This is a genomic window from Pseudomonas sp. H3_A02 (assembly GCF_054671965.1).
On record NZ_CP162807.1, the window covers coordinates 5,875,944 to 5,889,770 of the forward strand.

General features: G+C 62.4%; 12 protein-coding genes. 3 read left to right on the forward strand and 9 right to left on the reverse strand.

From position 1 onward, the window contains the following. Positions 1-187 precede the first annotated feature (187 nt). Complete coding sequence (locus AB4N80_RS25780; protein WP_060738563.1) at positions 188-1,225, forward strand: patatin-like phospholipase family protein; 1,038 nt, start codon at positions 188-190, stop codon at positions 1,223-1,225. A 181-nt stretch (positions 1,226-1,406) separates the two neighbouring features. On the opposite strand, the gene AB4N80_RS25785 is transcribed toward AB4N80_RS25780, so the two are convergent. The 6 genes from AB4N80_RS25785 to kdpF all read right to left on the reverse strand — a co-directional run bounded on the left by AB4N80_RS25785 (position 1,407) and on the right by kdpF (position 9,508). Further along, the gene (locus AB4N80_RS25785) at positions 1,407-2,105 is read right to left on the reverse strand and encodes a response regulator (protein ID WP_122568922.1); all 699 of its coding nucleotides are present in this window, start codon (positions 2,103-2,105) and stop codon (positions 1,407-1,409) included. A gap of 78 nt (positions 2,106-2,183) precedes the next feature. Beyond that, positions 2,184-4,835 carry a DUF4118 domain-containing protein gene (locus AB4N80_RS25790; RefSeq protein WP_122568923.1) on the reverse strand — a complete coding sequence of 884 codons (2,652 nt, stop codon included), beginning with the start codon at positions 4,833-4,835 and terminating at the stop codon, positions 2,184-2,186. Positions 4,836-4,966: 131 nt separating this feature from the next. Continuing rightward, positions 4,967-5,512 carry a potassium-transporting ATPase subunit KdpC gene (gene kdpC, locus AB4N80_RS25795; RefSeq protein ID WP_354336116.1) on the reverse strand — a complete coding sequence of 182 codons (546 nt, stop codon included), beginning with the start codon at positions 5,510-5,512 and terminating at the stop codon, positions 4,967-4,969. 138 nt (positions 5,513-5,650) lie between these two features. Further along, positions 5,651-7,705: a potassium-transporting ATPase subunit KdpB gene (gene kdpB / locus AB4N80_RS25800; RefSeq protein ID WP_305483034.1), complete on the reverse strand. Its 2,055-nt coding sequence runs from the start codon at positions 7,703-7,705 to the stop codon at positions 5,651-5,653. A 10-nt stretch (positions 7,706-7,715) separates the two neighbouring features. Further along, positions 7,716-9,410: a potassium-transporting ATPase subunit KdpA gene (gene kdpA / locus AB4N80_RS25805; RefSeq protein WP_460079514.1), complete on the reverse strand. Its 1,695-nt coding sequence runs from the start codon at positions 9,408-9,410 to the stop codon at positions 7,716-7,718. A gap of 8 nt (positions 9,411-9,418) precedes the next feature. Further along, complete coding sequence (gene kdpF / locus AB4N80_RS25810; protein ID WP_003218754.1) at positions 9,419-9,508, reverse strand: K(+)-transporting ATPase subunit F; 90 nt, start codon at positions 9,506-9,508, stop codon at positions 9,419-9,421. 417 nt (positions 9,509-9,925) lie between these two features. Here kdpF and eat point away from each other — a divergent pair, with 417 nt between their 5' ends. Together eat and AB4N80_RS25820 are read left to right on the forward strand one after the other, a co-directional pair. Next, positions 9,926-11,290 carry an ethanolamine permease gene (gene eat, locus AB4N80_RS25815; RefSeq protein WP_122568926.1) on the forward strand — a complete coding sequence of 455 codons (1,365 nt, stop codon included), beginning with the start codon at positions 9,926-9,928 and terminating at the stop codon, positions 11,288-11,290. 120 nt (positions 11,291-11,410) lie between these two features. Next, a complete protein-coding gene (locus AB4N80_RS25820; protein WP_003183831.1) occupies positions 11,411-11,578 on the forward strand; it encodes a DUF2897 family protein in 168 nt (55 codons plus the stop codon). Between the two features lie 182 nt (positions 11,579-11,760). Here the strand turns inward: AB4N80_RS25820 and AB4N80_RS25825 are convergent, their stop codons facing one another. The 3 genes from AB4N80_RS25825 to AB4N80_RS25835 form a co-directional block, all read right to left on the reverse strand. Continuing rightward, on the reverse strand, positions 11,761-12,612 hold the full coding sequence (locus AB4N80_RS25825) for an urea carboxylase-associated family protein (protein WP_305470303.1): 852 nt from the start codon (positions 12,610-12,612) through the stop codon (positions 11,761-11,763). Positions 12,613-12,627: 15 nt separating this feature from the next. Beyond that, positions 12,628-13,278, reverse strand: a complete 651-nt coding sequence (locus AB4N80_RS25830) for a GntR family transcriptional regulator (RefSeq protein WP_460079517.1) — start codon at positions 13,276-13,278, stop codon at positions 12,628-12,630. A gap of 153 nt (positions 13,279-13,431) precedes the next feature. Continuing rightward, positions 13,432-13,767, reverse strand: a complete 336-nt coding sequence (locus AB4N80_RS25835; RefSeq protein ID WP_460079520.1) for a ComEA family DNA-binding protein — start codon at positions 13,765-13,767, stop codon at positions 13,432-13,434. Positions 13,768-13,827 lie beyond the last annotated feature (60 nt).

Below are 13,827 nucleotides of genomic sequence, written 5' to 3' on the forward strand. Positions count from 1 at the left end.
TCAACAGTCGTGCTGTTAAGACGGTGGCAACGGCGAAAAGTGCCTTGCTTGACCGCGTAAATTCAAGTGTGGGCGAGCATACGCAAATGCCGCCGCAGCGTGTCAAAAAACGACGCCTGCGCTACAAGGATTGAGCCGAGCCGTCGATAAGTGCATTGTTGAAGTCTGTTCGACAAGAGGCCGGGTCATGACAAAACGTGTCGCATTGGTATTGGGCTCGGGTGGCGCCCGGGGCTATGCCCATATCGGGGTGATCGAAGAAATCGAACGACGTGGCTACGACATTGCCTGCATCGCCGGTTGTTCCATGGGGGCTGTGGTGGGTGGGATCTATGCGGCAGGCAAGCTTGAGGAGTACCGCAACTGGATCGAAAGCCTGGATTATCTGGATGTCCTGCGCCTGGTAGACGTCAGTTTTCGCCTGGGGGCGATCCGCGGCGAGAAGGTCTTCGGGCAGATCCGCAAGATCGTCGGCGAACTCAACATTGAAGAGTTGCGCATCCCCTACACCGCCGTCGCGACCGACCTGACCAACCAGCAGGAAATCTGGTTCCAGGAAGGTTGCCTGCATCAGGCAATGCGTGCGTCGGCGGCGATTCCCAGCCTGTTCACGCCGGTGATGCAAGGCAACCGCATGCTGGTGGATGGCGGCCTGCTCAATCCCTTGCCGATCGTGCCGGTGGTGTCGAGCCATTGCGACTTGATCATCGCGGTCAACCTCAACGCCACCAACCAGAAACAGTACCGATTACCGGTGATCCCGCGCCCCGCCGCGTTCAGGCGTCGCTTCGACACCCTGGTCAGCTCCCTGGGCTCGCGCCTGCCGTTTCGCCGCAAACAGGCCGAGCAATTGCTGCTGCTGGAACAGGAAGCCTTGAAGGCCGAGGCCGCCGACATCAATCCGTGGATCGACTCGGCCGAGCCCGAAGGCCAACAACCAGCTGCCGCGCCGGAGAACGAAGGCGCGCCGAAATCCGCCACCGGCTCGTTCATCATCGATAACGTCGGCCCGGCGTCGTTGCTGGACTTGATCAACCAGAGCTTCGAAGTGATGCAGACCTCGCTGGCCCAGTACAAGATCGCCGGTTACCCGCCGGATGTGCTGATCAACGTGCCAAAACGAGTGTGCCGGTTTTTCGAGTTCTACAAGGCGCCGGAGTTGATCGCGTTGGGACGGGAGATTGCCAGCGATACCCTGGATCGGTATGAGCGTGAACAGAACTGAATGTGATCGCAGGCCTCCTGTGGCGAGGGGATTTATCCCCGTTGGGCTGCGAAGCAGCCCTAAAACCTGAACACTCGGTGTGTCAGGTAAAAATCATGCCTGAAGCTTTTTTGGGGCTGCTTCGCAGCCCAGCGGGGATAAATCCCCTCGCCACAACAGTGCTTGGCTTGGAGTTTTGTGGCTAAACAGCACCCTCCCCCAACAACCGATACCCCACCCCCGCCTCGGTCACAATGAACCGCGGCCGGGTCGGGTCGTCGGCCAGTTTCTGACGCAGGTGACCGACCACGATCCGCAAGTAATGACTGTCTTCGGTGTGGGTCGGACCCCAGATGTCCTTGAGCAATTGCTGCTGGGTGATGACCCGTCCCGGGTGCCGCGCCAGTTGCGCCAAGACCGCGTACTCCTTGCGGGTCAGGGCCACTTCGGTGTCGTCCAGCAGCACCCGTCGATAGGCCAGGTCCACCGTCAACGGGCCGAACTTCAGCGCGGCTTCCTGTGGTTCGCCGGCCGGGGCCTGGCGTAGCAAGGCGCGGATGCGGGCGAGGAATTCCTGGATGCCGAACGGCTTGGTCACGTAATCGTTGGCGCCGTTGTCCAGCGCCTCGACTTTCTGCGCTTCGCTGGCCCGCACCGAGAGCACCAGCACCGGCACCGTCGACCATTGGCGAAACTCGCGCAACACCTGCTGGCCGTCCATGTCCGGCAGGCCCAGGTCGAGCACCAGCAGATCGGGCTTGTTCAGCGCCGCCTGGGCCAGCCCTTCGGCGCCGGTGCCGGCTTCCAGCACCTTGTAGCCTTGGGAGCTCAGGCTGATGCGCAGGAATTTGCGGATCTGCGGTTCGTCATCGATGACCAAAAGGGTCGCGGTCTGGCTCATGGGGCTCGTTCGTTGCAATCAAGTGGAAAGGCAAGCAGGTGGCAAGCTGCGGGTAACAGAAGAGTATCTCAGCCAGGCTCAGGCTTCATCGTCCATGCCCGGTTGCGCCTGCAACGGCAGGTGCAACGTGATGCAGGTGCCGCGTCCGTCGAGACCTTCGGCCACACTGATGCGCCCGCCGTGGGCACCGACCATGCCCTGGCAGATCGCCAATCCCAACCCTGTGCCCTGCCCGCCTCGATCACCGCGTGCGGCGGTGTAGAACATATCGAAGATTTTCTCCCGCTCCTCTTCAGGGATCCCGGGCCCTTCGTCGGCCACGGCAAAAAACACCTCATTGTCTGTCGCCCCGGCGCTCAGCAGCAGGCGTCCTTGGGCCGGCGAGAAGCGCGCCGCGTTCTCCAACACGTTCACCAGGGCCTGTTCGATCAGCGCCGCATGGACATACAGCAGAGGCAATTCAGCGGGCACCTCGACACTGAGCGCCAGGGGTGCCAACACTGCGCGCAGGCGGTTCAGCGCGCTGCCGACGATGTCGGCCGGGGCCACCCAGTCCCGCGCCAGCTTCAGCGCACCGTGGCCCAGGCGAGTCATGTCCAGCAGGTTCTGAATGTAACGATCCAGCCGCTCGGCTTCATCGCGGGTGCCTTCGAGCAGTTCGCGACGATCGGCCAGTGGGATCGCCTCCCCCAGCGCCAGCAGGCTGTCGATGCTGCCACGCATGGCGGTCAGCGGCGTGCGCAGGTCGTGGGACACGGAAGCCAGCAAAGCGCTGCGCAGTTGTTCGGTTTCACCGTGCAGACGCGCCGCTTCCAGGTCCTGGGCCAGTTGCGCCCGGGCCAGCGCCTGGGCCAATGGCTGACTGAGGGCCGCCAGCAAACGGCGGCGCTGGCCACTCAGGGGCTGGCCTTCTTTCGGGCATACACCCAACAAGGCCAGCGGCCCGCCCTCCGCCGACAACGGCCACCACCACCAACGCCCGGAGGGCAGTGTCCCGGTGCCGGCGCCGGCCGGCTGGTCGTGCTGCCAGGACCAGTCGGCCGCCGCGCGCTCGGCCTCGGTGAAGGTCAGCGGCTCACCGCTCTCGACTTTCCAACCGCCCTGGCCGTCGCGGTTGAGCAGGCACAGTTGCAAGTCGTGCCAACCGTTGAGGTGCTGCGCGGCGGCGCTGATCACCGCCTGGCGGTCGGTGGCGGCAGTAAGTTTGCGGGACAGATCGAGCAGTTCACCGGTTTCCTGCTGGGTGTCGCGCAGGGCCTGCAACTGGCGGCGCTGGCGGGCGGCCAAGTTACCGGTCAGGGCGGCCATGAGCAGGAAAAACACCAGCGTCAGAACGTCTTCTTCGCGTTGGATGGTCAGGGAGAAATTCGGCGGGATGAACAAGAAGTCATAGGCCAGGAACGACAGCGCCGCGCAGGCCAGCGCCGGGCCGAGGCTGCTGCGTACGGCCACCAGCAACACCGCCATCAGGAACACCAGGGATATATTGGGCAACGCCAACAGCCCCGAGACTCCCCAGGCCAATGCACTGGCCGCCGCGGTCGCCAACAACGCCAGCACATAATCGAACCCGGTCTGGACGGCGCTTGAACGCACGCGGGCGGGACGCGGTTGCTCATCGCTGTCCAACACGTTGATCTCCAGGCCCCGGGCATCACGCAGTAAACGCGAAGCGAGGCCGCCGCCAAACAGCCGTCGGCGCAAACGTGGCCGGGACTGGCCCACCAGCACCAGCGTGGCGCGACGTTCGCTGGCATGTTGGATCAGCGTCCTGGCCACTTCGCCGGCCCGCAGCAGCACCACTTCACCGCCGAGGCGTTCAGCCAGTTGCTGGGCACTCTGCAAACGCTGGCGCGAGGCCTCGTCACGGGCGCTGCCGTTGTCCACGTGCACCAGGCTCCAGGGCAGATGCCGACGTTGGGCGACGCGGCTGGCATGGCGCACCAGGCGTTCAGCCTGCACGTCACCGTCCACCCCCACCAACAAGCGTCCGCGCACCGCCGGCGCAGCCTGGCCCAGTTGTCGATAGCCCTGGGTCAGGTCATTGTCGACCTGGGCGGCGGCGGTCTGCATCGCCAGCTCACGCAACGCGGTCAAATTGGTCTGGGAGAAAAACGCATCGATCGCCGCCCGGGCCTGTTCCGGCACGTAGACCTTGCCATCGCGCAGCCGCTCCAGCAGCTCACGGGGTGGCAGGTCGATCAGCAGCAGTTCATCGGCCTCCTGCAGGACCCAGTCCGGCAACGTCTCGCGCACCTGCACGCCGGTGATGCCCCGCACTTGGTCGTTAAGGCTTTCCAGATGCTGGACATTGACGGTGGTGTAGACGTCGATGCCCGCCGCGAGCAGGTCCTGGATGTCCTGCCAGCGTTTGGCATGGCGGCTGCCGGGGGCGTTGCTGTGGGCCAGTTCGTCCACCAGAACCAGGCTCGGCCGGGCGGCGAGCAGGCCGTCGAGGTCCATTTCCTCGAGCATCACGCCGCGATACTCCGAGCGCACCAACGGCTGCTGCGCCAGGCCGCCGAGCAGCGCTTCGGTTTCGCTGCGACCGTGGGTCTCCACCACCCCGGCGACGACCTTCACGCCTTGGCGCAGTTGGGTGTGAGCCGCTTGCAGCATGGCGTAGGTCTTGCCGACACCCGGGGCCGCGCCCAGAAAGACCTTGAGCCGGCCACGGCCGTTGCGGGGCAGATTGGCTAACAGTGCGTCGGCGCGGCCGGAGTCGCTCATGTTGGGGGAGTCTCTTATTCAGATTGTTCGAACACCCTGTGGGAGCGAGCTTGCTCGCGATAGCGGCAGGCCAGCCAACCTTGATGGTGACTGATGTACCCCTATCGCGAGCAAGCTCGCTCCCACAGGTTTTACAGTTTTTCCAGGGCCAGATTCAGCGCCAGCACATTCACCACCGGTGGGCCCACCAGGGGTTGCTCGGTGTTGGCATCGAGCAATTGCTGCAAGGTCGAGGCCGGCAGGTTGCGCGCGGCGGCGACACGCGCCAGTTGATAGGCAATTGCCGCCGGAGGCAAGTGCGGATCCAGCCCGCTGGCGGAGGTGGTCAGCGATGCCAGCGGCACCGGGCCCTGACCGGGCACCTGGAGTTTGCGGGCGTCATCGATCACCCGTGTGGCCAGGGCCGGATTGCTCGGGGATAAATTGCTGGCACCGCTGGCGACCGTGGCGAAGGCACCGGCCGATGGCCGTGGATGAAACCAGGCATCGCCGGTGAAATCCTGGGCGATCAGCGTCGAGCCACGGACCTTGCCGGCGGCATCGACGATCAGGCTTCCGTTAGCCTGGGCGGGAAAGGCGACTTGCGCCACGCCGGTGACTACCAGTGGGTAGGCGACACCGGTGATCAGGGTCATCAGTAATAGCAGGCTCAAGGCCGGGCGAATCAGAGTGGACATTTCAAAATCCTCGAATTGAAGTAAATCCTGGGAATCGCCTTGTGGGAGCAAAACTTGCTCGCGATGCAGACACTTCGATCCCAGGCAGACCGCGTCATCGTTCATCGCGGGCAAGCCTTGCTCCCACAAATGGTGAACTCAAACCAGGTGCAACGCCGTCAGCAACATATCGATCGCCTTGATCCCCACGAACGGCACCACGATCCCGCCCAGGCCATAGATCAACAGATTGCGCCGCAATAACGCCGCCGCGCTTGCCGCGTGCACGCGCACGCCACGCAAGGCCAAGGGAATCAACACGACGATGATCAGGGCATTGAAGACAATGGCCGACAAAATCGCACTCTGCGGGCTGCTCAGGTGCATCACGTTCAACACGCCGAGCTGTGGATAAATCGACGCGAACAGCGCCGGCAGGATCGCGAAGTACTTGGCGATGTCGTTGGCAATGGAAAAAGTGGTCAACGCCCCACGGGTCACCAACAACTCCTTGCCGATCTGCACCACATCGAGCAATTTGGTCGGGTCGCTGTCGAGGTCGACCATGTTGGCCGCCTCCCGCGCCGCCTGGGTGCCGTCGTTCATCGCCATGCCGACATCGGCCTGGGCCAAGGCCGGAGCGTCGTTGGCGCCGTCGCCGCACATAGCCACCAGCCGACCGTCATTTTGCTCGTGACGGATACGCGCCAGTTTCTTCTCCGGCGTGGCCTCCGCCAGCACGTCGTCGACACCGGCCTCGGCGGCAATCGCAGCGGCAGTCAACGGGTTGTCGCCGGTGACCATCACCGTGCGGATCCCCAGCTTGCGCAGCTCGGCAAAACGCTCACGGATGCCGGGCTTGACCACGTCCTTGAGATGGATAGCGCCGAGCAGCTTGCCATCCACGCACACCAGCAACGGCGTACCGCCGCTCTGGGCGATCTTGTCGACCTCCCGCGCCAGTGCCGATGGCAATTCATTGCGTGCAAGGCCGATGAAATCCAGCAACGAATCCACGGCCCCCTTGCGGTAGATGCGCCCCTGATAGTCGACCCCGGACAAACGGGTTTCGGCACTGAACGGCACGGCCGTCAGCGCGTCGACGCCGGGCTCGGGCAGTGAATGCAAACCTCGCAGGTACTCGACGATGGACTTGCCCTCGGCGGTGTCATCGGCCAACGAGGCAAACAGTGCGCCTTCGGCCAGTTCCTTGGCACTCACGCCGGGGGCGGCATAGACCGCCGTGCAGCGGCGATTGCCAAAGGTGATGGTGCCGGTCTTGTCCAGCATCAACACATGCACGTCCCCCGCCGCCTCGACCGCGCGACCGGATTTGGCAATCACGTTCAGGCGCACCAACCGATCCATCCCGGCGATGCCGATGGCCGACAGCAGCCCGCCGATGGTGGTGGGAATCAAGGTGACCAGCAGTGCCACCAGAAACACCAGTGGCAGGCTGGCATTGGCGAAATGGGCGAACGGTTGCAGCGTCACCACCACCATCAGGAAGATCAGCGTCAGGCCGATCAACAGGATATCCAGCGCCACCTCGTTCGGCGTTTTCTGGCGCTTGGCACCTTCCACCAAAGCGATCATGCGATCCAGAGTGGACTCGCCAGGATTGCTGGTGATGCGTATCAGCAACCAGTCGGAGACCAACCGCGTATTGCCGGTGACGGCCGAGCGATCGCCGCCGGACTCACGAATGACCGGGGCCGACTCGCCGGTGATCGCCGCCTCGTTGACCGCGGCGATGCCTTCGATCACTTCGCCATCGCCGGGAATCATGTCGCCGGCCTCGACGCGCACCACATCGCCTTTGCGCAGACGGGTGGCGGGGATGATTTCAAAGCCGCTGGCAGTCTGGCGACGTGCGTTGAGGCCTTCGCTGCCGGCCTTGAGACTGTCGGCCCGGGCCTTGCCGCGCCCTTCGGCCAAGGCTTCGGCGAAGTTGGCGAACAGCACGGTGAACCACAGCCACAACGCAATTTGCGCGGCGACGAAGGTCGGCACCGTACTGTCGGGAATGAAGCACAAGACCGTAGTGAGGATCGCGGTCAATTCCACCACCAGCATCACCGGTGCACGGTGCAGTTGGCGAGGATCGAGCTTGACGAACGCTTGCACCAACGCTGGCCGCCAGAGGGCCGACAGGTGGGTCTTCGGTTGTTCCGGCGCCTTGGCGGCGACGGTTTTGCTCATCGGCATATTCATCATCAGATCCTCAGAAGCCCATGCTCAAATGTTCGGCAATCGGCCCCAGCGCCAGGGTCGGCAGGAAGGTCAAGCCACCCACCAGCAGGATGGTCATGGTCAACAGGGTCACGAACAGCGGGCCGTGGGTGGGAAAGCTGTTCTGGCCAATCGGCGCGGTTTTCTTCAAGGCCAGGCTGCCGGCCAACGCCAGCACCGGCAGGATGTAGCCGAACCGGCCAATCAACATGCCCAGGCCCAGCATCAAGTTGTGGAAAGGTGTGTTGGCGCCGAACCCGGCGAATGCCGAACCGTTGTTCGCACCCGCCGAGGTGTAGGCGTACAACAACTGGCTGAAACCGTGGGCACCCGGGTTGCTCACCGCTGCGGCGGGCCCGGGCAGGCTGGCGGCGACGGCACCCAGCACCAACACACTGACGGGCATCACCAGCAGGGTTGCCACCAACAGTTGCACCTCGCGGGCGCCCAGCTTCTTGCCCAGGTATTCCGGGGTGCGACCGATCATCAAGCCGGCCAGGAACACGGCGATCAACACGTTCAACAGCATCCCGTAGAGCCCGGCCCCGACGCCGCCGAAGATCACCTCGCCGACCATCATGTTCACCAGCGACACCATGCCGCTGAGCGGGTTGAGGCTGTCGTGCATGGCGTTGACCGAGCCGTTGGACGCTGCCGTGGTGGTCACCGACCACAGCACCGTGGCGGTGGTGCCAAAGCGGGTTTCCTTGCCTTCCAGCGGCGCGGTCTGTTCGACGGCCGCGTCGTTCAAGGCCGGGTTGGGTTGGTATTCGGCCCACAGTGACGTGGCGCCGCCGATCAGGAACAGCGCCAGCATGCAGGCAATGATCGCGCGGCTCTGGCGCAGGTCCTTGACGTAATGACCGAAGGTGAACACCAGCGCGGCGGGGATCAGGATGATCGACGCGACCTCGAACAGGTTGCTCCAGGCCGTCGGGTTTTCGAACGGGTGCGCCGAGTTGACGCCGAAGAAACCGCCGCCGTTGGTGCCCAGTTGCTTGATCGCGATCTGGCTGGCGGCCGGCCCCAGAGGAATGACCTGGTCGGCACCCTGCAGCGTGACCCCATGCACATAGTGCGCGAAGGTTTGGGGCACGCCCTGCCAGACCAGGAATAACGCCAGCAGCAGGCACAGCGGCAACAATCCGTAGAGGGTGGCGCGAGTCATGTCGACCCAGAAGTTGCCCAGCGTTGCGGCGGACTTGCGCCCGATGCCGCGACACAACGCCACCAACACCGCCAGGCCGGTGGCGGCGCTGACGAAGTTCTGCACGGTCAGGCCGACCATCTGGCTCAGGTAGCTCAGGGACGCTTCACCGCTGTAGGACTGCCAGTTGGTGTTGGTCATGAAACTCACGGCCGTGTTGAAGGCCTGGGTCCACTCCATGCCGGGCAGTTGCTCGGTATTGAGGGGCAAATGTCCCTGCAGCAGCAAAATCGCAAACAGCAACACAAAACCCGCCAGGTTGAAGGCGAGCAAGGCCAGGGTGTATTTCTGCCAGCTCTGCTCAGCGGCGGGATCGACACCGGCCAGGCGATAGCAACCGCGCTCCAGCGGGCCGAGGATCGGCGAAAGCCAAGTGCGCTGGCCTTCCATCACCCGATAGTAAAAACGCCCCAGAAACGGTGCGGGAATCAGCACCAGGGCGAAAAAGCCGAGGATCAACCCGTAGTCATAACCGTGCATAGCCGCTCCTAGTTCCGATCGGCGCGCAACAGCGCAACCAGCAGATAGATGAACAGCGCCACTGCCAGCAGCAGCGACACCCCGTCCAGAACACTCATGGGATTTCTCCGTGATACGGCGTCGTGCCGTGTATGGAGTGATTGTCGACAGGGAGGCTGTAAAGGAACGAGATCGAGAGAGGGGTTGGGGGATAAAGAAACTGTAAAAAAGAACTTATGGCGTTGTTATGGCGGCGATCGGGAGGGCCTCTTCGCGAGCAAGCCCGCTCCCACACTGGACTTGCGGTGAGCAGTCGATTTCACGCACACCACAAATCCAGTGTGGGAGCGGGCTTGCTCGCGAAGGCGGCATCATCAGCGCCAACGCCCTCAACTGGCGCACAACAGGGGCACATCAAGCGAGGAACATCCTCGATACGACACGATTTCACCCATTACGACCGCCCCCGCCACACTGGCACGCCCACTGCACTGCCCTCCCCCAGCGCTTTTGCTATGGATCGAGGGGAGCCACCGATGAACACACAACTCAAACCTACCCTGGGCACCCTGCATTTATGGGGCATTGCCGTCGGCCTGGTGATTTCCGGCGAGTATTTCGGCTGGAGCTATGGCTGGGGCGTGGCCGGGACGCTGGGTTTCCTGGTGACCTCCTTCATGGTGGCGGCCATGTACACCTGCTTCATTTTCAGTTTCACCGAGCTGACCACCGCCATTCCCCATGCCGGAGGGCCGTTTGCCTACAGCCGTCGTGCCTTCGGCGAGAAAGGCGGGTTAATTGCAGGGCTGGCGACGCTGATAGAATTCGTCTTCGCGCCGCCGGCCATTGCCCTGGCCATCGGCGCCTACCTGAACGTGCAGTTCCCGGCCCTGGACCCGAAACACGCCGCGGTCGGCGCCTATATCGTGTTCATGGGCCTGAACATCCTCGGGGTCAAACTGGCGGCGACGTTCGAGCTGATTGTCTGCGTCTTGGCAGTGGCCGAACTGCTGGTGTTCATGGGCGTCGTGGCCCCGGCGTTCAGTTTCAGCAGCTTCGCCCTGAACGGCTGGGCCGGTTCCGATGTATTCGGCGCCCCAGCCATTGCCGGCATGTTCGCCGCGATTCCTTTCGCCATCTGGTTCTTCCTGGCCATCGAAGGCGCGGCCATGGCCGCCGAAGAAGCCAAGGACCCGAAACGCACGATTCCCAAGGCCTATATCAGCGGCATCCTGACCCTGGTGTTCCTGGCGATGGGCGTCATGTTCATGGCCGGCGGCGTCGGCGATTGGCGCACCCTGTCGAACATCAACGATCCGCTGCCCCAAGCCATGAAAACCGTGGTCGGCGAAAGCTCCGGCTGGCTGCACATGTTGGTATGGATCGGCCTGTTCGGCCTGGTGGCGAGCTTCCATGGCATCATCCTCGGCTACTCGCGGCAGTTCTTCGCCCTGGCCCGCGCCGGCTACCTGCCCGCCTCCCTGGCCAAACTGTCCCGCTTCCAGACCCCGCACCGGGCCATCATCGCCGGAGGACTGATCGGCATTGCCGCGATCTACAGCGACGGCCTGATCAACCTCGGCGGCATGACCCTAACCGCCGCGATGATCACCATGGCCGTATTCGGCGCCATCGTCATGTACATCATGAGCATGCTCAGCCTGTTCAAACTGCGCAAAACCGAACCCAACCTGGAGCGCACCTTCCGCGCACCGGGCTATCCGATCGTGCCCGGCATCGCCCTGGTGCTGGCGCTGGTGTGCCTGGTAGCGATGGCCTGGTTCAACGCGCTGATCGGGCTGATCTTCCTCGCCTTCATGGCGGTGGGCTTCGTCTACTTCATCCTCACCGCCCAACTGCGTGCAGACGCGCCCGCCGATGCAATGCTGACCGGGCTTTGAGGTGAAGCCGGCCGAACGGGCGTAGTATTGAACCACTGCGAACAACCTTCGCTCATAAGTGGTAGGTGCGATGGATCGGCGAAATGTTCGTCCGTCCATCGCCCCCTCAAGGAGAGCCCTATGCCCTGGTATGCCTGGTTGATTCTGATTGTTGCAATCGGCTCGATCGTTGGTGGTCTGATGATGCTGCGCGACACCGCCAACAAGGTCGAATTGACGGACGAACAGCGCAAGCGTGTTGCCGAGCGCAATGCGGAAATGGATGCGAAGGAGGCCAAGGATCGTTGAGCTATGACCTGTCCCGGCTACATAGTGCTTTTGTGGCGAGGGAGCTTGCTCCCGCTGGGGCGCGAAGCGGCCCTGAACCTGCTGGCGCGGAGTGTCAGGCTAATCGGGTTTTAGCCGTTGGGGCTGCTACGCAGCCCAGCGGGAGCAAGCTCCCTCGCCACAAAAAGCCCGCGCCTTCGGCTTCACTTTTCCCAATCCGCCTTGGCAATATGCAAGCCATGCAACCCCTTGTACGCCGCCCGCTCAGGCTGGCTCCAGCCTTTCAACAATGAATCCTCCAACCGATAGATCTCCACCCCCAGCGGACGACAGACGCTGAGAGGATCCTGCGCATCCGGCCCCCACATCGCCAGCGACAGATCACCACCCGGGCAAGTGGACAGTGCACACAACAGATCAATCTCGGCAAAAAATTCCAGGTAATCACCCTTCTGCGCCGGACAAGCTTTCATGAAGTACATATCGTCATGATTGAGCCCCGTGCACTGGAAAATATTCAGCACGTCATGCACATCGAACTCCGTCAGGCCGTGGGGCAACACGGCACGGGTCAGGTTCGAGTGGCAATGGTGGTGGAAATCCTCCCCGGTGAGCATCTTGTTCACATACGGATCACAGCGCGTCCCCAGCAGATCGTGCAATCGTCCGCCATGCTCGTCGATACCGTAACCGGCCAGACTGTCATCGGTGATGGTCACCAAGGGCCGCAGGAATGGCAGGTTCGACCACAACCGATCGTGGGTGCTGACATGAGCGCCCTGAAGCTGGCGTGTGCGCGCTGCCCACAGGCGTTCCCGAGGATCGTGGGCGTTCCAGACGTTGAAGTCCCCCACCTGTGGACCCACCGGGGTGGTGACGCGGAACACATGGCCAGCGGGTACGTGCCAAGCGCGACCGGTGCGGATGGGTACCTCGAACTGTTCGATCAGGGTGCGTTTGTTTTGCTGGGAGCGGATGCGGTCGTAGAAGGGTTTGTCCACCTGCAGGGCTGAACCTTTGCTGACCTGGTAGGCGGCTGGGTAGTCTTTGTACATGGCGCGGGTCCTTGATCAGTGGTGGGTGGGAGTTAGCAGTTGCAGAAGCAGATGCTCGGAATCATCGAGGTAAAGGCTCATGGCTTCGTGGGCCGCAAGCTTGTCACCTTCGGCCAGCCAATCATGGATGCACCGGTCACGGGCCAGCCACGGCGCCTGAAAACGCGCCTCATCAGGCGCTGAGCTAAACACCAGGCGCAGTTGTGCAACCACATTGGTGAAAAACTCATCAAGTAATGGACTGCGCATCAATCCGACGATGTGCTGATGAAAGGCCAGGCCATGGGTACCGACTGAACGCCAGTCCTCACGCTCGCGAGCCAAATCCGCATCTTCGAGGGCTTCGAACATCCGGTCTGATTGATACTCACGCAATGGTTGGCTACCCAAGATGGCTTGCAGCTCCAAGGTGCGACGGACCTTGAACAAATCTCGCACGTCATTCACACCTAACCTGCGGACCATCACCCCTTTGTTACGCACGTAACGGGTTAAGCCTTCCTGGCCTAGACGGTGTAGCGCCTCGCGGATGGTGTTGCGTGAGGCGTTGTAGGCCGAGACCAGGTTGTTCTCTATCAGGGCCATGCCTGGTAGCAGGCGGCCGCCGATGATGTCGGCTCGTAGCTCCAGGGTGATCTGGTCGGCGAGGGAGAGTGTGTTGGCCATAGAAGGGATATCTCAGATTGTTGAACAATCGGCTGGCTGTAGATAATCATTATTGATGCCAACAGCCGGAACGTTTACAGAGTTCGTCCAAAGTTTGCCTCCGCCAGACGGCAAAAAGGCCAGTCAATTTGACCGGCCTTCTTAATTACAAACTCAATTCACTTCCAGCTTGTCACGGTTCCTGTCCAGAATCGCCTTGCCGATCCCCTTGACCTCCAACAATTCCTCCACCGAAGAGAACGGCCCATTAGTCTCTCGATACGCAACAATTGCTTCGGCCTTGCCCTTGCCTATCCCAGACAACTCGCGCTGCAGTGTTGCAGCGTCTGCGCCGTTCAAATCCACCTTGGTACTCTGCGTTTTGGCTGGCTGCTCCAACACCTGCGACGTAGCGACAGACTCGGACTTGACCGCAGGGGCGGCGATAGCAGCAATCGAGGCGCTGGTGAGAAAGGCAAAAATCAGAGAGTAGAAATAGCCTGTACGCATAAGTGACGCTCCATGAAATCGTTAGAGAAAAGCAGCTTTTCCGAAGCTGCCTCTCAAACC